The organism is Nostoc sp. LPT (assembly GCF_017115165.1).
GTDB lineage: Bacteria > Cyanobacteriota > Cyanobacteriia > Cyanobacteriales > Nostocaceae > Nostoc.
This window is the reverse complement of the sequence record NZ_JABXKF010000041.1, coordinates 15,784-37,571: the sequence shown is the minus strand read 5'-3', so window position 1 is coordinate 37,571 and position 21,788 is coordinate 15,784. Positions and strand designations below refer to the sequence as shown.

Annotated in this window: 16 protein-coding genes and 1 pseudogene; 7 read left to right on the top strand and 10 right to left on the bottom strand. The window is 43.1% G+C overall.

What is annotated here, in order from left to right; genetic code table 11:
- The first annotated feature begins 92 nt into the window (after positions 1-92).
- The gene (locus HWQ58_RS09440) at positions 93-947 is read left to right on the top strand and encodes a PepSY-associated TM helix domain-containing protein (protein WP_292860806.1); all 855 of its coding nucleotides are present in this window, start codon (positions 93-95) and stop codon (positions 945-947) included.
- 89 nt (positions 948-1,036) lie between these two features.
- Here the strand turns inward: HWQ58_RS09440 and HWQ58_RS09435 are convergent, their stop codons facing one another.
- The gene (locus tag HWQ58_RS09435) at positions 1,037-1,171 is read right to left on the bottom strand and encodes a hypothetical protein (protein ID WP_292860803.1); all 135 of its coding nucleotides are present in this window, start codon (positions 1,169-1,171) and stop codon (positions 1,037-1,039) included.
- A gap of 52 nt (positions 1,172-1,223) precedes the next feature.
- On the opposite strand from HWQ58_RS09435, the gene HWQ58_RS09430 reads away from it, so the two are divergent.
- The 5 genes and pseudogenes from HWQ58_RS09430 to HWQ58_RS09410 all read left to right on the top strand — a co-directional run bounded on the left by HWQ58_RS09430 (position 1,224) and on the right by HWQ58_RS09410 (position 9,082).
- Entirely contained in the window at positions 1,224-2,222 is a 999-nt protein-coding gene (locus tag HWQ58_RS09430) for an AraC family transcriptional regulator (protein WP_292860800.1), read from the top strand.
- Between the two features lie 140 nt (positions 2,223-2,362).
- Complete coding sequence (locus tag HWQ58_RS09425) at positions 2,363-4,969, top strand: TonB-dependent siderophore receptor (protein WP_292860798.1); 2,607 nt, start codon at positions 2,363-2,365, stop codon at positions 4,967-4,969.
- Positions 4,970-5,080: 111 nt separating this feature from the next.
- Entirely contained in the window at positions 5,081-6,247 is a 1,167-nt protein-coding gene (locus tag HWQ58_RS09420; RefSeq protein ID WP_292860796.1) for a PepSY-associated TM helix domain-containing protein, read from the top strand.
- A gap of 260 nt (positions 6,248-6,507) precedes the next feature.
- Positions 6,508-7,110, top strand: a pseudogene (locus tag HWQ58_RS09415) (DJ-1/PfpI family protein).
- A 589-nt stretch (positions 7,111-7,699) separates the two neighbouring features.
- Positions 7,700-9,082: a PrsW family glutamic-type intramembrane protease gene (locus HWQ58_RS09410; protein WP_292860793.1), complete on the top strand. Its 1,383-nt coding sequence runs from the start codon at positions 7,700-7,702 to the stop codon at positions 9,080-9,082.
- 319 nt (positions 9,083-9,401) lie between these two features.
- On the opposite strand, the gene HWQ58_RS09405 is transcribed toward HWQ58_RS09410, so the two are convergent.
- From HWQ58_RS09405 to HWQ58_RS09385, 5 genes are all read right to left on the bottom strand, one after another.
- Complete coding sequence (locus tag HWQ58_RS09405; RefSeq protein WP_292860790.1) at positions 9,402-10,049, bottom strand: hypothetical protein; 648 nt, start codon at positions 10,047-10,049, stop codon at positions 9,402-9,404.
- 147 nt (positions 10,050-10,196) lie between these two features.
- Positions 10,197-11,771, bottom strand: a complete 1,575-nt coding sequence (locus tag HWQ58_RS09400) for a CHAT domain-containing protein (RefSeq protein WP_292860787.1) — start codon at positions 11,769-11,771, stop codon at positions 10,197-10,199.
- Between the two features lie 148 nt (positions 11,772-11,919).
- Positions 11,920-12,054, bottom strand: a complete 135-nt coding sequence (locus HWQ58_RS09395) for a hypothetical protein (protein ID WP_292860784.1) — start codon at positions 12,052-12,054, stop codon at positions 11,920-11,922.
- Between the two features lie 29 nt (positions 12,055-12,083).
- Positions 12,084-14,201 (bottom strand): protein phosphatase 2C domain-containing protein, encoded by a 2,118-nt coding sequence (locus HWQ58_RS09390; RefSeq protein WP_292860781.1) that lies wholly within the window; start codon positions 14,199-14,201, stop codon positions 12,084-12,086.
- Between the two features lie 654 nt (positions 14,202-14,855).
- Complete coding sequence (locus HWQ58_RS09385) at positions 14,856-15,215, bottom strand: NAD(P)H-quinone oxidoreductase subunit M (RefSeq protein ID WP_094350943.1); 360 nt, start codon at positions 15,213-15,215, stop codon at positions 14,856-14,858.
- A gap of 870 nt (positions 15,216-16,085) precedes the next feature.
- On the opposite strand from HWQ58_RS09385, the gene HWQ58_RS09380 reads away from it, so the two are divergent.
- Entirely contained in the window at positions 16,086-16,370 is a 285-nt protein-coding gene (locus HWQ58_RS09380; RefSeq protein WP_292860778.1) for an Npun_R1517 family heterocyst differentiation transcriptional regulator, read from the top strand.
- A 620-nt stretch (positions 16,371-16,990) separates the two neighbouring features.
- Here HWQ58_RS09380 and HWQ58_RS09375 read toward each other — a convergent pair.
- From HWQ58_RS09375 to HWQ58_RS09360, 4 genes are all read right to left on the bottom strand, one after another.
- A complete protein-coding gene (locus tag HWQ58_RS09375) occupies positions 16,991-17,686 on the bottom strand; it encodes a response regulator transcription factor (protein ID WP_292860775.1) in 696 nt (231 codons plus the stop codon).
- 98 nt (positions 17,687-17,784) lie between these two features.
- Positions 17,785-18,051: a hypothetical protein gene (locus tag HWQ58_RS09370; protein WP_292860773.1), complete on the bottom strand. Its 267-nt coding sequence runs from the start codon at positions 18,049-18,051 to the stop codon at positions 17,785-17,787.
- Between the two features lie 112 nt (positions 18,052-18,163).
- On the bottom strand, positions 18,164-20,050 hold the full coding sequence (locus HWQ58_RS09365) for an EAL domain-containing protein (protein WP_292860770.1): 1,887 nt from the start codon (positions 20,048-20,050) through the stop codon (positions 18,164-18,166).
- A gap of 688 nt (positions 20,051-20,738) precedes the next feature.
- The gene (locus HWQ58_RS09360; protein WP_292860768.1) at positions 20,739-21,728 is read right to left on the bottom strand and encodes a glycosyltransferase; all 990 of its coding nucleotides are present in this window, start codon (positions 21,726-21,728) and stop codon (positions 20,739-20,741) included.
- Positions 21,729-21,788: the final 60 nt, after the last annotated feature.

The window sequence follows — 21,788 nt, the reverse complement described above, 5'->3', positions numbered from 1 at the left end:
CATGAGCTTATGCGTTTAAAGCCCAATAAATTACCCTATTTTCAGAAGGGTCTGCGTGCTATGTTCCTTATCCAATCTGCTTTTTAGCTTCTTTGTCACCCCTTCAGGTCGTCATCTCAATTCCGGGCAACGATTGGGTGGAAGTTTACGTCAACCCCTATACAGGGGTAATTCTGGGCAACAGTCTGCATCCCAATGCCGTACAGCACTTTCTCCAGATTGTTTATCAACTCCACACCTCGTTGAAATTAGGCGATCTGGGTTCACAGATTCTCGGTGTTGTGGGTTTGGTGATGTGCATCGTTGCGATCGCGGGAATTATCTTGTGGCCTGGTTGGCGCAAGCTGACAGCAGGCTTCAAAATTAAATGGAATGCCCACCCCAAGCGCCTTAACTTCGATCTACATAAGGTATTTGGCATTACTAGCGCTATATTTTTACTGTTCACCTTTTTCACTGGATTTGCTTGGAATTTGGGCTATGTTGACCCAGTGATTCGTACCATTACCTTCAGCCCACCTCTGCCTGAACTTGTTTCGCAGGCGAACGCAAATCAATCTCCTCTACCACTCAGCCAGCAGATGAAAACGGCTCAACTTGCCCTACCCAACGGAGCATTGCGGAGCATTGACTTAACGACAGATCCGAGAGCTCCTTTGCGATTGCGGATGAAGCTACCCCAAGAGCGACAGGAATACGGCATGAGCAATGTCTATCTGGATCGATACAGCGGTCAGGTTTTACGAGTTGATAATTCGTTAAAGGCATCGTTAGGCGACAAGATTTTCAACTCCTTCGAGCCACTGCACTATGGTACTTTCGGCGGCTTACCTACCCGTATTCTCTACATCTTTGTTGGTCTGGCTCCGTTAATTTTGTTCATCACTGGCTTTGTAATGTGGTGGTATCGCAAACACAAGCAGAAAGATGATTATTCTCATAAATAGAGTTATATAAACTAAGTCTCAAGTAATCAGTTTTGTTTTAAAAAATACGATTAGGTGTGTGGAGTGATGAAACTGTTGCGTAGACACTCTTAGCGGTGAAGCAGTTCAAGTCTTCTCCCAAGGGGAGACGCTAAGAGCGATAGCGTAGCGTTAGCGAGTCCGCGAGCGTCTGGCGGTTCCCGTCGAGTTGAAACTGCTGAACCCGGAGGGCTTGTCGTAGACATCGCTCTCTCTGCTAATAGATACTATTCTCAATAAGTAGTTGAGAGTATCACCATGACTATTCGCCTAACTGGGACAGAAGACTTTGGGGAATTTTGCAAAGATGTGCAGTTGTTTAATGACTATGAGGGAAAAGCACAATTGTCTACTTGGTTTGGTCAAAGCAGCCATTGCTGGACTTCTCTTCGCCATAACCTTGGGCTATCAATCTGTGAGAATGAGTATTCTGAGGCAGTGATTATGAAGCAGAAACACGATAATTTGCCTGAGCTTACATCTAAGTTTTCTCTATCTGGTGGTGTAAGAACTGTTACACCAAATGTGCCAGAAGTCAGTGATGATTATGAAGAAGTTGCAGGTTACAACTACTTGTTTTGCTTACCTGATGTTCAAGAGTTTGAGCATTTTACTGCGAACCAACAAGATCAAAATATCAAAATTTATTGGAATGCTGATTTACTTTCTAGTTTCCAAAGCAGTTTTGAAGATTTGCCTGCTTTGCTCGAACAGTTAAAAGAAAATCCGATGAAACAGCGCTTCCATCAGCCGTTAGGAGTGACCACGCCGACAATGCAATTACTACTGAAACAAATATTGCAGTGTCCGTTCCGAGAAACACTCAGACTAATGTATTTAGAAGCAAAAGTTTTGGAACTACTGGTACTTCAAATTGCACAGTGGGGGGAAAATCATCAAGTATTACAGCGATCGCTTCATTTCCGTGCTGATGAAATTGAACGTTTGCATCATGCCAAAACTATTTTAAATCAAAGGCTGCCGCATCCACCTTCTCTACTAAATTTAGCCAAAGAAATCGGACTCAATGACTTTAAGCTCAAGCGGGGATTTCGAGAAGTGTTTGGGACTACGGTGTTGGAATATGTGCAATCTTTACGACTAGAGCAAGCACAACAGCTACTTCGAGGCACTAAGCTCACAGTTGCAGAAATTGCTTCTCAAGTAGGGTACGAGAGCATAGGTCATTTCGGCTATCTGTTTAAGCGAAAATTTGGCATGACTCCCAGAGAATATCGTCATCACAAAAGCTTGTAGCAAAAAGGACATCCCGATTCCGCTTAAAAAAATCCCGTTTCCATATATATGCGCTCGCTCAAATTTCTGTATTCTCAATGAAACAGAGTTATCTAAAAATAATTCTCAAGTGATTGACTGTGTTTTGAAAATTCGGTTGAGTGGGTGGAGTTATGAAACTGTGGCGATCGCTGTTTATTTCCTGTTTTTTTATTGCTGTGGTTATACAACCAACTCAGGCAAAGCAAGTAACTGCAATTCATAGCGTGCAAGAACTAGACCGGACAGCGAGAACGGTCAAAGAATGGTTCGCTCAGATAGAACAGCAGAACCCGCCACCCCAAAGCCAGCAAGGCGAAGTTGTACAAGTGACTTCAGTGAAGGCAAATCCTACCAATAAAGGCGTGGAGGTGATTTTACAAACATTGAAAGGGCAACAATTGCAAGTAATCAATCGCTCGAATGGCAATAACTTTATTGCTGATATTCCTAACGCTCAACTGCGTTTACTTAGTGGCGAGGCATTCACATTTCGCTCTACTAAACCAATTGCAGGTGTTAGTGAGATAACGGTAATAAACTTTGATGCTAATACTATCCGCGTGAGTGTGACAGGGGAAATAGGTGTACCAATTGTTGAGTTGTTTGACAGTCCAGATGATGGTATTATCTTCTCTGTGGCAACTGCTGCATCTAGAGCACAGCAACCTCAAACGCAACCGACTCAGCCACAAGAGCAACCAGGGAATCAAACACAGCCAAATCAACCATCGCCAGAAAGCAATGAACCAATTGAACTTGTGGTAACGGGTGAACAAGATCAGGGCTACAACCCCTCGCAAACGAGCGTGGGAACGCGTACCGATACGCCCTTGCGAGATATTCCCAATACCATTCAAATTGTGCCGCAACAGGTAATTAAAGACCGTAATATTACTGATATTAACAGTGCTTTGGAGAACCTTAGCGGTGTTCAACAGAACTTTGGCAATATTACAATTCGCGGCTTCAACGCACAACAAACAGTCAATGGTGGTTTGTCAGGTGCGGCAGATTTTTCTAACGTTGAACAGGTTGAAGTGCTGCGCGGGCCAGCAGCAGTTTTGTTCGGAGCAGGCGGACTCGGAGGCATCATTAACATTACGACCAAACAACCGCTATTTGAGCCATTCTATGAGTTGGGCTTGAATGTCGGCAGCGATAGTTTCTATCGGGGGACAGCCGATCTTTCAGGTCCACTGACTTCAAACAGAAATCTGCGCTATCGCCTGAACATTGCGCTCCAAGATGCTGAAGACTCGCAAAACTTTTCGAGTTCTCAGAACTACTTTATTGCACCGACCATTGCCTGGGATATCAGCGATGATACAAAGCTCACCCTCAACTTTGAATACCTCAATCAACCCTCAGATTCTACTGGAGTACGAGCGTTGAATGGTTCATTTTTGGGACGAGATCCTAATTATGATTTTCCTGATGATGGTCACACTGACAATAGAACAGTGCAAGGAGGCTATAACTTTGAGCATCGGTTCAATAAAAATCTTCAGCTTCGCAATGTGCTATCCTTCAGCTCAGGACCTGTTGGACATATAAGAGGAATTAACTATGGTGTCTTGTCTGACGATCAATTTATTGACAGGACATTCGGTAACGATAGATACGTGTATGAAACCTATACGACGCAAACCGGGCTGCTAGCAAACTTTAATACTGGATCAATCAGCCATCAAGCTCTGTTTGGCGTTGATACAAAACTTAATAGGCAAAGATTTGTGGGTTTCGGTATATCCTTGCCATCGCTGGACATTTCCAACCCGGACTATGATATCGCACGACCATCCGCTGATACACCCCACACTTCTGACTATAATCAACAATACAACACTGACGCGTATGGGGTTTTTCTGCAAGATCAGATTAAGTTTCTCGATAACCTCATCCTAGTAGTAGCTGGACGATTTGATTGGGTAACAGTCAAGGCGAGTGACTATGTTGGAGGTACTGTTGGTATAAACTACTCAGAGACATTTAGTCCCCGTATTGGAATTGTTTATCAACCGATCAAGCCTCTTTCACTCTACGCCAACTACAGCCGTTCCCTTGACACTGACGATACAGGTGGTCGTTCGAGAACGGGTGAAGCTTTTGCTCCACAGCGCGGTACTCAATATGAAGCGGGCATCAAGGCTGATTTTCTAGATGGTAAACTCTCAGCAGTTTTAGCAGCTTACCAAATCACAAAAGCCAACGTGTTGACACCCGATCCCCTGAATCAGGTGGACGAGGACTTTAGTATTCAGGTTGGAGAACAGCGCAGTCGCGGTATTGACTTCACTGTGGCGGGTGAAATTTTACCGGGTTGGGATGTGACAGCAGGGTATTCTTACATTGATGCGATTATCACTAAAGATAATAATTATGAAGTGGGCAGTCCGGTAATATTTACGCCACATAATTCTGCTAATTTGTGGACAACTTATCGAATTCAAAGCGGCGATTTGCAAGGCTTAGGCTTTGGGTTAGGCGTATATTTTGTCGATGAGCGCCCTGGTGGTGAATTTCTTTTGCAGGATTACCCGGATTACAAGATACCTGCCTATACTCGACTTGATGCGGCTCTGTTTTACCGACGCGACAACTGGGAGGCTGCACTCAACTTTGAAAACTTGTTTGATTCGGAATATATCGTCAATTCGCGCGGTCCTCAAGATATTACTTTTGGTGCGCCTTTTACAATTCGGGGGTCACTCAAAGTGCGGTTTTAATTCTCTCAATTTCTGCGGCTGAATCCACTTTAATCATGATGACATTAACCTGTCGATATTGGGTATGCCCCTTGGTCACTCGCTCGTTTTGAGTCAGGATAAGTTTTAACCATGAGCAAATCTAAAAAATTCCGCAATCTGATTTTCAATCTGCATCGCTATCTGGGTTTAGTGCTTGGCTTAATCGCAATCATTGCTGGCTTAACGGGTAGCCTACTGGTGTTTATGCGCGATATCGATAATTTCGCCCTCGCTCATAAGTATGGAACAGTGATACCCCAGGGCGTTCACGCAGTGTCTCTGCAAGAGAATCGCCTACCTTTATCAGTGTTAGTGGACAGGGTAAAAGCCGCCCATACCAACGATCCCGATTTTCAGATCGATCAGATTCTTCCTTACGGACTTTACTTTGATTCAACACCAAAACCCGATGTACCTGCAATCATCGGCGATTTTTTGGTAGATCCCTACACAGGTAAGCTTTTAGCCCAAAATCCCTCCTGGTTTGGCAGCGAATTCTTCGGCAAAGTGTATGAGCTTCACGTTGCCTTACTGATGGGTGATGCGGGTGTCTACATCCTTGGGGTTGCGGCTACGTTAATGGTGATTCTGAGTGTAACGGGGATCGTTCTTTGGCCGGGATGGAGAAAACTCAGTAGCGGATTCAAAATCAAACTTGATGCTCATGCCAAACGACTGAACTTTGATATTCATAAAGTGGTTGGCATCATTTTAGGTGTAGTGTTGCTTTTGCCTGTGGGGACAGGTGCTTGGTGGAATTTCCCACTTTTTGGTTCCACTCTTGAGATCATTTTTATGCCTGTTGATGCCGTTGCTAGCATTTTTACGCCTCAAACACCTCAGACAGTAGACTCTCCCACTACTGCTTCTACTCCGACTCCAGATCAAAAGCCTTTTCTTTTAGATGCGATCGTGCAAAAAGCTGAAGCCGCCTTACCGAACTTTTTCATATTTAGTATCAACGTGCCTAGCAAATCACAAGCAGGAACCTACGACTTTCGGATGGTTTCTCCACGAACGCAATCCTGGGATAGTGAGGTGCATATCGATCAATATACGGGTAAAATTTTACAAGTTGTTGATGGAACTAAAACAAAGTCCTTATTAGGTCGTTTGTCCAACTATTCAACACCCCTGCATTATGGTGTTTTTGGTGGATTACCTACCAAAATTTTGTATGTATTTGTCGGATTATCTCCCACTATCTTGTTGATTACTGGTTTGAACATGTTTCGTCTTCGTTATAAGAGAGTCTAATGACATTACAAAACTAAATGTGTTGTAATGTATCAAAAATTCATCGGGATGCTAACGTCTAAAATAGCTGACTCTAAACTAATATTTACTTTATATAGCGTTTTCCAATAAAAGTGGGGTTAAGCTGTACCTCACCTGCATAAAGCACAGCTTTATCTCTCCTCTCCATGAATTGCCAGAGTGATTTCAATATCTACTTCACGTCACGCACCTGGCAACCACTATAAACAACTATTGACAAAAGATGAGGGTAACAAAATATGGCTGCAAAGAAACTTTTGATGCTTGTTGGCGATTATGTAGAAGACTATGAAGTGATGGTTCCTTTTCAGGCGTTGCAAATGGTAGGACACACTGTCCATGCAGTTTGCCCTGACAAAAAAGCTGGCGATCTGGTGCGGACAGCAGTTCACGACTTTGAAGGAGACCAGACTTACAGTGAAAAACCAGGACACAATTTTACTTTAAATGCTACGTTTGCAGAAGTAGAAGCTGCAACCTACGATGCCTTAGTCATTCCTGGAGGACGAGCACCAGAATATATCCGCTTGAATTAGCAGGTGCTAGAAATCACCCGTCATTTTGCCCAAACGAATAAACCGATTGCTGCCATTTGCCACGGCTTGCAGATATTGGCAGCTGCTGATGTACTGCAAGGTAAGAGATGTACTGGTTACCCTGCTTGTAGCCCAGATATCAAGGGTGCTAGAGGGATCTATGTTGATATCTCTGTTGATCGAGCAATAGTTGATGGTAACTTGGTGACAGCACCAGCTTGGCCTGCTCACCCGCATTGGCTAGCAGAATTCCTCACAGTACTTGGAACTAAGATTGAACATCCAGAACTAGCTACAGTTGTTTGAGGCAAGATACCGGATATTTTTTGATTCAATCTTTATAACAGTTTCTTCCCCTACTCCCTACTCCAAAAGAGCTTAGTCAATTATTAGTAGCAAAAACAACTGACCTTTCAGGTGACGCTCCCACGTCACTACCGCTTTTCTATGAGACGGGATGCGTTCGCGTAGCGTTCCGTTCGCGTAGCATCTCGTACAGCAGGAAAGGTGATAGCCTCTCTCTTTAGGAGAAAACCGTACTGGCTCACAACATACAACTGAAAATTATATATTTTTGAAATGGAACTAAATGCAGTAAAAAATACTATTTTTTAATAAATTGCGGTGGATTAAATTTGCAGCTAGGATGTCAAAAGTACAGCATTGAGACAATCGGATTTATCCGCTTAACAAGCCAGTTTTAGGACAAACTCTCAGCAGATGGAATACTTCTTTACATGAGGCGAAACAATTTGAAATTTTGCATCAATAATTTTAAATTTCTTAGCAGTAAGTGAAGCTATAGTGGATTTAGCAATGCTGCTGCTAATGTGGCTAAGGTTAGTCCTGCTGCCAAATTATGTGAAGAATTAGTTTAGAAACGCACTTCTTATCGATGACAGGCAAAAACGCAAGACATAATGCATTTCTGCGGCTAGTGTCTGGTAATGGGGCAGCTTTGGGAGCAGAATCTCGCTACTTGCTGCCCCCCAGTAAAGAGATGGTAATTGGACGCGACCCCAGCTGCCAAGTTGTCTTGGATGCCATGATGTACCGAATGGTATCTCGTCGTCATGCAGTGGTTCGTCCCCTCTCTCTATCCCCAGATAGCAAATTTAGCTGGGTGCTTTGTGACTTGAATAGTGCTAATGGCACTTATTTGAATGGACAACGCTTGTATGAATGTCAGGAATTGCACCCAGGCGATCGCATTTCTCTAGGTGCTGATGGGCCGCAATACATTTTTGAGTATGAGTATACCTCACTGACTCCGGCGACGACAGTGAACCAAGTTACACCACTGCCTTCGGCGACAAACTACCACAACCACACGCAATTAAAGCAGCCAGATTCTGTTAGCTTCACCCAGCTTTTTCCGATTATTTCCACTGGTAAAGATTTAACTAGTAAAGCTTACCTCGTACCGGGAATACTGACCGTAATTTTTGTGGTGCTGATGTTCGCTACAGTCGGTCGCCCCCAAGCTAATCAAGTGATTGTAGCAAGTTATATCGCCTTTGCTGCCTACTATTTTGTTTACCAACTTTGCGGCAAACAGAAGCCTTGGTGGGTGCTAATGGCTACGTCATTGGGTACAATCCTGATTTTGCTCAGTCCGCTGTTGGATCTATTTATCTTTGTATTTCGCGGCATCCTGCCTGGAAGCTTGCCCACGCCCCAAGAATCTATTACCTTCACAGAATTACTGGTGCGGATGTTTTTTGGCGCTGGGTTGATGGAAGAATTACTCAAGGCATTACCTGTACTAGGGGCTTTTGCCATCGGTAGAATGTTGTCTTCACCTTGGCGAGAACGCATCGGCATCTGGGAACCTCTAGATGGTATTCTCCTGGGAACTGCTTCTGCCGTTGGCTTCACTCTCTTGGAAACCCTCGGTCAGTATGTGCCTGATATCACTCAAAATGTCACGCAACAGGTGGGTATAGGGGCTGCTGGTCAACTGGCAGGTTTACAACTATTAATTCCGCGAATTTTAGGCTCTGTAGCCGGACACATGGCTTATAGTGGCTACCTGGGTTATTTTATCGGCTTGGCTGTCCTCAAACCTAGTAGAAGTTGGCAAATTCTGTCTATTGGTTATCTGAGTGCCTCTGCGCTCCACGCTCTCTGGAATGCTACAGGGTCAATCAATGCCTTGCTGTTGGTAGTTGTTGGAGTGTTATCTTACGCCTTTTTGATGGCGGCAATTCTCAAGGCACGGGCGCTGTCACCGACGCGATCGCAAAATTTTGCTACCCGATTTCTTGGCCCAAAATAGAGGAGCAGGGGAGATAGGGGAGATAGGGGAGAATAAGCAATGCTCAATGCTTGAGTATTTACCTCTTGGGATAGATGGCCTAATTTGAAAATCAGCGTATTGTTAACTTATTATGGGGTAAATATACTTACATAAATAAAAATCATTAAACTTCTTTTTGCAAAAGTCTTGATTTTCGACTCTATATCTTTGCGTAGGGGAAACCAACATCTTTGCAAAAGACACCTCTGAATAAAGTGAACGCAAAGCGCAGGTTACACGAACACAACGTGTAATGAAAACTTTTCTGATTCCCTACTCCCTAGTTCCCATTCACCATTTATAGTTCAGGTTGAGACTTGTTAAGTTCAGTAAAAGCATAAGAAGCGATCGCTAAACTAACCTTTGCTTTCTCTACTTCTGATAAAGCTGTCCACTCGCTATTTTGAAGATTACTGAGTGCAGATACCGCGTTTTGCGATTCGCTACTTCGCATAGCGTAAGCAAAAGGACGAGCTAAAACGATCAGATCCTCTGTTCCCCAAGTTGGTAGTACTGCCTGAACGCACTCAACCAGTTGCTCGCTGATTAATTGGCGAGCCGCAAATATCTCAGCAGCTTTGGTGGCGATGGTGTTGAGCAATATTTGGGGCACACAGGCAGAAAAATTAGTACATAATGTTTGTTGAAGGTTAAATACTACTGCCTGTTGTCGGTTATCATTATGGTCAGGTGTAGGAGTAATACTAGACCAAAGTGTATCTAGATGTTCGTAAAAATCTTGCGATCGCCTCATTAGTTCAACGCCCTGCAAATCTTCCATTCCGAACTGTTGTTCTAGTTCCTGAAAATAAGCTTCTGATTGATCATCACCTGGATTCCAGGGATAGTTAGCATCCTCTGGTTCTAGTAACGCTTCTAAAAACTCTAAATCTACTTGAGATGGCAAAGAAGAGAAAGTGTCTGAGCCGTTAATTTTATGAGCCATATTTTCTTACCTGATGATTATTTGGTGGTATTGACAGCTACAAGTTCTAAGAGGAGATTTCCGCAAAAACTGCTGATTTTTTCTCCAAAAAAAACAGATTTTAAAAGCTGATGCTAAAGACTCAAATTGATTTACGCAATAGCTTTGCTAGGAGTCTTCAATCACAAACTCCCAGGTTTCACCTCTAGCACTTCCAAACTTTAACTGCATTCCCGATTTCAAAGGGACTTCCTCTCGGAGGATTTGTTGCCAGCCATTAGGGCCTAAAAACCAGGTTGTCCCGTAGGTGGAAAAATCTTGCAAGTAATAAGTTCGCATCAGCGTAGCATCAGTAAGAGTGTTGCGGCAGAAGATTTCGGCGTGGCGTTTGGATACAGATGGTTCGGGGATGACGATATCATTGTCTCTCGTGCGGCCGATGCGGGTAACTCCATAACGCAGTAACCAGGTTTTACCTTTTGGAGTGAGCGATCGCAAAGAAGCAATCGGAAGTGAGGAACCTACATCAGGAATAGCTGTATCTGGTAGTTCCGTAATACCTTCATCCAGATTCTTAATGAGTTCGCCATTAAAATCTGGATGCAGATAGAGAACAGGCAAAGTCCAAGCAGGTTGATTAAATTTATACAGTGTTAACAACTCTTGCCTAGCCTGTGCTACGGCTTCATCAATTGGCTTGTGCGATCGCAAAGCTTCGGTAAAGGCTTGAATAAAACTGTGGCTTTCGTGGTCAGCGATTTCATCGCGCATCCCCAAAACCGCGGGTACACCATGACGAATCAATACTTCTGCTAAACTGCTGGCAGGGATAGCTTGATGATTGATCGCAGCTGGTTGTGCGCCCCAACAAGCGTTGAAAACTGCTAGTTTCACACCTGTACGAGTCAATACTTGCGCCAATTCTATGCCATTGAGGGGCATATCTGGTCGCAAAAACAGTAACCCTCCGTCTGGGTCTGGCAAACCATGTCCAGCGTAAAAGAAAACATTGTATTCTTTGGTTTCTAATTCATCAATCAACTGTTGTGGAGTTGGTTGAATCAGTTGATTCACTATACAAGGTGCATATCTTTGGGCATTACCAGGCGTATCTGCAAGAGCTTGCTGTAAGATAGCGGCTTCTTGTTCTAGTTGTAGCTTGTCATCATGACCTACAACCAGCAGAATACTTAAAGCTTGGTCAGTTCGCAAATACGGTAACGCGTCAACTTCAGTGGTGGTACGACTAAATAGCAAATCTGGCGACAGAGACATCGCTGATTGACCAGGCTTGCGCTGCATAATTTCCCAAGGGAAAGCGATCAGATCCGGGTCGCGAATTTCTAGTTGAAAGCGCAAACGTGTATGCTCACCCATAGCCATACCGTGACTGCGTTCTAGACTACCAAGAATTTGCCCGTCGAATACCCAGTGCCATAAATTCATTCCCAAATGTTGCATCAAACGACTGCTGTAGGGACCAGTAGTTTGACCTGAAGGGGATGAAATCCAATCTATAGGCAATGGGTTGGCCTTTTGAGATGTTGAGTTTGGAGAAATATCTAGGCGACCATGACCAGCAAACATTTCCTGCCATTCTTGCCAGACTTGAGTCAGTTCAACAGGCCATACACAGTCACGTAAAACGTAGCCACTGGGATACGGAGCCTTGACTACCCAAATCGCGAAGTTGTCAGTGCCAGTATTTACGAGACGGGCGATCGCCAAATTCAGGGATTGCATGGATTCATTAAACTAAAAGCTAAAAAAAATAATTTCAAATAACAATTGTCCAAGGTGAAAATTTTCTACTTTTTTGACCTTGTAAGTTTTTTACTCTGATTGTTACCTGTTATTATTCCAGGTTTTTACCAGTTTATCGAGTATTTGATTAAGTTGGACTGGTGTCAGATGGTTCGGTAAGTGGCGGTTGCGTGACAGTTCTACATGGATTGGGTGCGTCTGATTGTAAAACAACGCCAAAACGGTTGACTTGGGAGGAGTTTAGCAATACTGTTGCTGGCAAAGGTTTTGAATTTGGTGGAACTGAGGTAGTTACAGCTGGGTTATTAGTATTAGCTGGAGTTTGTGTATTTTTATTATTGGCACAGACTCGCATAGACACCAAAAAATGCCAGAAGCAGGATTTGGATCTGATTTTTTCTCAATAACTTCTAAAAAAGTCCCACTGGGGAGTGATTGGTTGTTTCCCAAGGAGATGTCATTATTGGTTTTAATTACCCAACCAGGAGAAAGATTAGCTAGTGATCGCGGTGCGGGTGTCGCTTCAATGGCAGGGTTGGCAGGGTTTTGAGTTTGTAATGGATTGGAAAAAATTGGAGAGGCCCCTGATGGCGATCGCAGTTGCTTGACGAACAATCCTAAAAAACCTGCTGCTACCACAAATAATAATGGAACTATCCACTGTAGGGGGAATTGACGAGTAATAGCCGGCTCAGTGTCTGGAATCACCTGAGTCTTGTGGTTTGGGCTACCTAAAAGTGTCGCATCTGTCGCCTTGGATGCTAAATCAACAGTTTTGGCAGAATAACTCTGGGGAATCACTGCTTGGATGGTGATTTCTGGTTCCCAATATTGGACTTGATAGTGAACCAAAGCGACGGTGACATTATCGTGTCCATTTTTAGTATTAGCAATTTCGACTAATCTATCGGCAACAGTTGCTATATTTGCTTCCCCAGCTAAAATCGGCAAAATTTCTGTTTCCCAGTACTCCTCCACCCGATCAAAGTCACTCAAACCATCGGATGTGAGCAGAAAAACAGCATCTTCATCGAGCATAAATCGTCCCGATGTGGGATGCAATGAAGTGCTAGACCCCATCCCCAAAGCTTGGACAAGAGAACCAGCCGCACTCTGTTGCACTGCCTCGCGGTAAATGGCATAACCGAGTCGCACTTCGCGGGAGGCGACATCATCATCGAGGGTAACTTGATAACAGCCGTGGCGTGTAATCCAGTAGGCACGACTATCGCCGACGTGAGTAATATACATTTCATGAGCAACAGGCAATGCCATGACTAAAGTCGTGCCCATGCGTTGACGCCCTTGGCGATTTTCACCGTCATTGCGCTGACTGATTTTATCATTGGCCATTGCCACTGCCTTATCTAGGTCATTCAGCAGCAGTGAGGGGTCTATGTGGTCGTAAGGAACCTTTGTTAGTTGCTGTACCTGATGCTGGATCGTTTCAATGGCTAAATTTGAGGCGACATTGCCGCCTTCATGTCCACCGATGCCATCACAGACAATTGCTAAGGCTGTTGGCTGGGGTGGTTTGCTCACCAGAGTTCCACTGGGGGGGCTACAGGCATCTTCATTACGTTGGCGACTTGGCCCGGTGTCGGTTTTGGTGATAATTTGGATCGTGGGTGTTTGCGATCGCCCTAACCCAGCCAGTCCCCGATCTAAAACTCCGATTAATTGATCGGTTGAATTAATCTCTCTCTGAATTAAAGCAAGGCTAAGGCGATCAACAAATTCCGCGATCGCTGGTTTGGCATATCTGACCAACTGCTGCCAAAATTCACCTAATTGCGGCAATTCTGGTGATGTGGCGCTGTCAAAACGCAATTCTAACAAACGTACTAACGATCCTTCTACCCGTAATACATAAGAGTCAAGTAAGCTAGAAGCGACACCTTCACTTACCAGAGGTTGCCACAGATGAGCTATTTGCCATAACCAATTTAGTTGGCGCATTGATGTTGCATGACGCCAAGCGGTGGTTAACTCGCTGCCCAAATGTACTTGTTGGATAGTGTCATCTATTAATAATAGTGGCGGTTTTTCTAAGAGTAATATTTCTCGGTGGGAAGACCCGTCAGCAACAAAAAGCACTCCATATACCTGCGGTACGTGTAAACGGTAGGGAATCAGTCTCAGGTAGGCTTTTAGAGGCTGCAAATTATCTAACTCAGGCGTTAGCGCTAATAAACCAGGTTTCGTATCTAAAAGAACAAATTTATCAAGGATTAAATAGCGATCGGCTAATATTTCTCCAGGGCTACCCACACTTGGGCTATCTACCGCAGCCCAGAGATAATTTTTGGGTAAGGGCGTGGAACATCGCTGGCAAAACTTGTGAGTCAGGGGGTTGGCAGCCTGACAATTTTCGTTTGGACAGTAGAGCGTTGCCGCGTCATTTTCCATAGTTTTCGCACCGATCAGCGATTGGCAATTTCTTTAATAGCATTAGTAGGGACAATCTAGACCGCTCATCTTTCTTAAACTTGACATACTCAGACTTTAGATAATGATTTTAGCTGGCGGATATCAGCAGGTACTAATACTTTTCCAAGCCAAAAAATACGCTCCTAACTCAACCCTACAGCCTAATCATAGCTTCTATTGCCCTGTGACTTTCCATCGCCAAAGCAACTAACTCCAACCCTGTCACCACAGCATAACCCAAGCATAACTGCGCGATTTGTTTTTGCTAAATTACCCCATCATTAACAGGCAGAGAATGTTGGTATTTATTTAGTTTATAAGTAGGATAGCAAGAATTAACTTTAATTTAAGAATTAAGAATAGCAAATATTAATTTTGGCAAAAGTACCCGATTGATGCATTCAGTAGTGCCTCGGCTTAAAATGCAATTAATTTTACTCTTTTTACTCTAAGCCGAGGCACTGTTTTGGTGACTCTAAAAATCTCTTTCGGACTGCTGTTAGTGGCAGTGGGGGTTAGCCAGTGCTGAGTTAAGAAGTAGAATTATGAATTTTTCCACTCTCAGCCGAGACACTTTTAACTCAGCACTCTTTGTACAGAAGGGTTCAGGCAGCCCACTACCAACTCATTGGCTTATTGTTTGTCGTCAATGGCAACTTGAGGGACGCCCATGCTGTAGTTAGTAACACGGGCAGAAAGATTGTAGCTGACTTCGCCGAGTTGCAGAAGCGATCGCAGATAATGCTCTAAGTCTGAGCCCACACGCCGCAAGTTATAGTCTGTGAGGTCTGCGCCACTAGATGCTTCTACTAGTTCATCAAATTTTCGATAAATTTTTTGCAGTGCATCTTCATTCCAATTAAATTCGTTATCTGGGTCAACATCTAAGGTTAAGACTTGTTGACTAGGAACTAAATCGCCATCCCGGTCAATTTCACCTGCAAAAATGCGGATATGCCGGGTTGTGGACTTGAGCAGCATCGGGTTATCCATAAAAAGGTGTAAGATTTGCGTGGATTACACTGAAATTATTGTAGACGTTAATATTCGAGCTTGAATGCTCTTAATTTTAAAGCTTTGAATGCAGTTTCAAAAGGGTATATTGAATGGGCATAAGTAAAAATATCACCTTTACTGATGAGTTTGTTACTTCTGTTATGAGTTGAAGATATATTTAACTGCTAGTACTGACAGTAGTCAAATTATTTTTCTGTAAAAATTAATGGGTTGAGTATTTTCATTTGGTGTACTAATCTGACCTACTGCTAAGATTTTTCTACTCGACTAAGCCCAGAAGACAGTATGGATAAGCACTTGGGAAGAATAATTTGTTCTGTGTACATTTTTTTCTGGAGAACAAAAGTTTTGACATTAATAATTATGCTGATCAATTTCTCCTGAATTTTCTATCGCAAAAAACGTACATCAAGTAATTTCACGCAATAGCGCTACATCGACCGCTGGCTTTAATAAACTCCAAAAAAATAAGCGGTTTTACTTACGTAGAAACACTAAAATTAGAGTAACAAGTCAAACTGTTATTGACGTTCACATAAAGTTGATGTAAAAACCTTTAAAAAGGTTGAGCAACTTCTTACAGAAACTTTATTGTGTAGAATCTTAAAAACTGAATAATAGTTATGGCTTACCATAAGCTACATCTGGCACAGAAACGTCAAAATCTAGACACTGAAAATCTAGCTTGAAAATACACCATAGGAGAGTGAAATAGAATACAAAGGTGATTGATGAAGAAAAATTCTTAATTCAAGCACTTTGGATTCAAAAGGGATATAAAGAATTTTTGCTGGACATCTACCTCCTTACCCTCATAACAACCAAGTAAAGGAATCTCAATAAGCTATGAACTCCAAAGCATTACCACGCCAGATAAATAATCTCGAAGTAGGTATTTATGAGTGTGAAATACATCTCAAATTCCGGTTGATTGAGGAAAAGAGTCTATTGAGCGATCGCGAGCAACTTTTACAGGTGCTACTTGATGCTTTAACCGAAGGTTCTGATGACTTTCTCGAAACGCTACAAGCGTCTGTTAAAGCCCAGGAAGTGTCCGAGTTTAAAGCCTCGCCTCAAATGCGGCGTCAGCTAATGCGCTTGCGTAATGTCGCGGAAAATTCTCCAACCTAAAGGTGTAATTTGATTAGTGAAAAACGTGAATTGGGCATCAAATCAAATGTTGATCCTATACCCCCGTTGCCATAAAAACTAAGCAGTCAGTAGATTTCATAAAATATTTTGATTTCTACTTTGTGAAAGTCTTATTTAGCAGCACAAAGTCCCAGGAACAGTTTTCGCTATTAAAAACTTTGTAGCAAAGGGTACTGGTAGAATCTAAAAGCAAATTCAGCCGGGTGCATTTTACCGAGTTTTTATCAAAACATTGCAGAATAATAAAACCCTGTGTCTTTACAGATGGGGAATTGGACAGCAGGCGCAAATCTAATGAAAACCTAAAAGATTAAAGTAAAAATAAATAACCTTTCTTTTAGTTTTTTGCTTAAACTAAGTGCCTGATTTGCTGAAATACTTATGTTTTATCTATTACTGGTAATAGGTCATGGTTTAGCAGCCAGTTACCTACTACCGATTACCCAGGAGTAGGGAAGTAGGGGGAGATGAGGGAGATGAGGGAGATGGGGAAGCAGAGAGCAGGGAGCAGGGGGAAAATTTCTCTCCTGTGCACCCTTCTCCCTGCTCCTCTGCCTCTTCTGTCCCATGCCCAATGCCCAATGCCCAATTCCCAACCCTTATTTAGCAAGACCATGTTCTAGAGCAAAACGAACTAACTCTGTACGGCTATTGGTGCCGGTTTTACTAAATAAACGGCTGACGTATTTTTCGACATTGCGAACGCTGGTTTCTAAACGACGGGCGATTTCTTTGTTCATCAACCCTTCTGCGACCAAATTTAAAACACTTTGTTCTCTGGGAGTCAAATCAATTTTAAAAGGGGCTGGCGATTGGGAAATAGCATTTCTTTGAGTTAACAATGCTTTAATTTGGGCAATCTGATTGGCTAGTTCAGCAAAATCGGGGGTTTCAGCGTCATCTCCCGTACTTGCAGCCTTAGCGGCGCGGCGGGCTAGCAAATTTTCGACTATAGCCACTAACTCGTCTGGATCGAAAGGTTTGGGTAGATAGGCATCAACACCAGCGTGATAGCCTTGAATGCGATCGCCTGTCATCCCTTTAGCAGTTAAAAATACTACCGGGAGTGCTTGGAAACGGGGGTCTTCCCGTAGTTGCTTCAGGAACTGATAGCCATCCACTTGAGGCATCATCACATCGGAAATCACTAAGTCAGGTGTATTCAGCTGCATCCATTCCCAACCTTCAAGGGCGTTACTGGCGACTTGAACGCTGAAACCGCTCTCTTGCAAATAGTCTTTCACGGCTTCCCGTATCCCTGGTTCATCATCCACCAGTAACAATTGTGCTGACATTTAAAATTCCCTTGAGTTTTCCTTTTTCCAATTTAGCGAAAGTTGGTAGGCATTGAGCAACTTGAATTTACCTCTACCGCCTCTAAAGCTTTTAAAGTTCACATCTGTGCCTCCGTCAACTCTGTCGCTGCATTAACGAGCGTGCCTTTATAGGGACGGGCTGGCCGCAAAGTTGTCCAACATTCCCTTGTAGTAAGATCCCAATAGTTGATAGCTTTATCTTGGCTTCCGCTGAGGAGAGTTTGCTCGTCATGGCTCAGACTGAGCGACAATATATAGCAAAGTGCTGAGTGCTGAGTGCTGAGTGCTGAGTGCTGAGTGCTGAGTAGAAACCCAGTTAAATCAAGGCTTTTGGCAATCAACATTGTCCTAACATATCTGGCTACGGCTATAAGTAAGGCAGTCTCCAGTAGCTATATGCCAAATTTTGATGGCGCGTAGGCTAGACAAAACTATGCTCAGGATTTTAAATCACTCTTACCATTGAGGATTTTCCATAATTAATGCCTCTGCTGCCGAGCTATTTAATGGAACTGAGAAAAAATGCCCCTGGCCATATTGACAGTTTAACTTTCTTACAAGTAATAGTTGCTCTTTTGTCTCTACCCCTTCGGCAAGCACATCCACACCTAGCTTGTGTGCCAAGGTGACAATTATCTCAATAATTTCTAAATTCTTACTATTAGTGCCCATCAGGCTGATAAAAGAACGGTCAATTTTCAACACACTAATCGGAAAGTTATAAAGACCACCTAATGAGGAGTAGCCTGTACCAAAGTCATCAATTGATAACTCAATGCCCATCTCTCGAAGTTGTAAGATTGCGGCAGTTACCTTATCACCATTTTCCACAATTGCGTTTTCAGTAATCTCTAGGATTAGAGTGCCAGCATCAAGGCCAGTTGAGTACAAAATTTGCTCAATCTGCTCTATCAAATCCGGCTGAGAAAATTGCTTGACGGTGAGATTAACACTAATTTTCTCTAGTAATTTAGAACGATGACATACCCGCCAAACTTGCATCTGGCGGCAGGCTTCATGCAAAGCCCATTTGCCAATGGAGAAAATTAGTCCAGTTTCCTCTGCTAGGGGAATAAAATCTGCTGGATTAAGCAGACCACGCTCTGGGTGCTGCCAGCGCAATAGAGCCTCAAAACCTATAATAGAGCCACTAGTGAGTGAAACAATCGGTTGGTAATAAACCCGAAATTCTTTGCGTTCAATTGCTCGGCGCAAATCAGTCTCTAACTGTAATCTCGCTAGAGCATCAGCATACATATCTGAGTTGAATAACTCATAACGCGCTCTGCCTAGCACCTTGGCTCGGTACATTGCTGTATCTGCATCTCTCAACAGTTCTTCTGGGTGTTGATAGTCTACTGTCGAACTCAACGCGATGCCAATACTTGCCGTGATGAAGACTTCTTGTCCGTCAAGCTTAAAAGGTAATGCCAGTTCCTTCTGAATCCGTTCAGCAACTTTGATGGCGTCTGACACATCCTGGATTCCCTCAAGCAAGATTGTAAATTCGTCTCCCCCAAGCCGTGCCGCTGTATCTATGGAGCGTACACATATTTCTAGTCTACTTGCAATAGCAAGCAGCAATTGGTCTCCATTTAGGTGTCCAAGACTGTCATTGATCACCTTAAACCGATCTAGGTCGAGAAATAGCACAGCATATAGATAATCTGAATGCCGTTTTGAATAATTTATCGCATGTTTTAGGCGGTTCATAAATGCAACGCGGTTTGCCAGACCCGTCAATGCATCGTGAAAAGCAAGGTGCAGTAGTTGTGACTCGACTCTTTTACGTTCTGTAATTTCATTTAGCAATTTTTGATTTGCTTCTACCAGTTCCGCTGTCCGTTCCGCCACCCGTATTTCTAACTCACTGTAAGCTCGGTGCAACTTTTCTTCAGCTTGTTTGCGTTCACTGATGTTGCACAGTAGCCAACGCCAGCCAAGGTGCTTCCCCTCAATATCGTATACTACAGACGCTTTCACACTAGCAGGGAAAAGCGTTCCTCTCCGTGGCTGTAGGTGAATTTCCCAGTTCATTATCTCCTGCAAATTGTTTATTTGAGAGTTAAAGGACTGGCGGTCTTGTTGAGCAATAAAAAGAATTAATGGTTTACCTATTAAATATTTTTGTTGGACGCCGAGCAAAGTTGCTGCTACATGGTTAGCCTCTTGGATTATCCCGTTGGTATCAGTTACCAAGTAACCATCTGGAGCAAACTCGAACAAGTCTTGGTAACGCTGGCGCTCTTTCTCTACTGCCGCTCGTGTTACCTTTAACTCCTCGGAAGCTGTCAATAGTTGTTCCATTGTGGTGTTAAGTTTCTCGAAAGCCTCTGTTATCATCTCCTGTTGTGAGTTCAGCTTAGTTCCATAGCATTTTAATAGTCCCTGTATCTGTGAGCACAATTTATCTATCTGTTGATTAAATCCATCCACTTTCATGTTGCTCAACTCACAAAACTATGAAGCGTAACTGTGAATGAAGAGAGCAGGGAAAGCAAACCCCATGCTTTCTTCAATAATTCAGACGCTATTGAGCAGGCAAGGAGAGAAGGTTACTTGAAAGAGCGGACACTCTATAAATAAATATGACAGAACTGGGTTTTTTGATTTACTAACTTCTCTCTCAATAATGAGGAAGCAATCAAATTTGTGTAGCCTTAATCAACTTCTAGTTCTATTTAGTGCCACAAGCTTGTCTAATAACGACCAAAGTGCTAAGTGGCAACAAGCCCTACCTACTGAAATTTTTATTTTTTTAAATACAACGTTAAAAGTTCATCAATAACAGCATATTTGCTTTACCTGCTTTTGAAAATACTTCTTAAGATACATTCGCTTTTGTGAGCTAAAGAAAGAATAAGGGTCTCAGTCAATGCTTCTGGACTTACAAGAGCATTTTTGCTTAAGCGTCACTGAATTCAGCTATGAAAATGATTTTGCATGATTTCAAAACCTTTGTAGAGACTAGGAATTGCAACGTCTCTACAGCAAGATTTATACATCTAATCAGCAATGCCCTTTTTCTTACTTACAGTCGAGCAATTATCTTGGCATTCTCTGGTAGCTTGGCGTCTCTTTGTCCAGCAGTACGCGCCCTAGCTGTGAACAAACCAATGGGAGTATTTAATAAATCTACAAGGGTGGCTTGACTAGCGATGCCTGCTTTGGGCTTCGCCAACGCCTTTTTAATATCTCTTGGTACTTCTTTCAATAACCAACGTGCCAAGCGATAGCCGTATTCTTTGGGTGTCATCTCTCGCATTAAATCTACACCGTGCAGTTCGTGCAGATAGCGATTTGAACGTCCATAACGCCGCCATTGACTTTGCAGTTCTTGAAGTGTAGCGCGGTGGCGGTGCTGAACGATCGCATTTGGGGCAAATTCCAAACGCCCGATGTTTTCCCCCAAAATCCGCCAACAAATATCGGCATCACCACCAGTAGTCAAATAGGGACGAAATAAACCTACTTTTTCTAAGGCAATGCGTCGAATCGCTAAATTAGCTGTTTGACCATAGGGACGAAAGGAATGGTTAAGGGTATGCTTTTGCGATAAAGTTTCTTGACGGTCTGCGTGTTGTTCTAGCAGAGTTGTGCCTGGTAGTGCCAAAATTTCACCAGCAACAATTATCACTTCTTTGTTGACAAAAGGCTGAATTAGTGCGTTTAACCATTGCGGTTGTGGGCGACAATCTGCATCGGTAAAAACGATAATTTCACCCGTAGCGGCGCGAATCCCGGTATTACGAGCAGCGTAAGAGCTTTGAATTTGGGTTTCGCTCAAGGGGCGAATTGTAATTGGGCAATTTTCGGCAGATGTTTTCAGGATGGTGAGAGTGCGATCGCTACTGTTATTGTCTACCAACAAGTATTCTACGCGGTCTTTTGGGTAAGTTTGAGACAACAGACAATTGATTAACTCTGGTAAATCTGCCTCACCGTTATAAATAGGAACAACCACCGACACCATTGGTAAAAAGCTGGTGGCGGTGGTTGCATCAACTGGCTGATGATTCATAAATCTGAGATTTTGGAGATGGGATTACTAGCTAGTATTCCCAAATCAAAATCTTGGAAC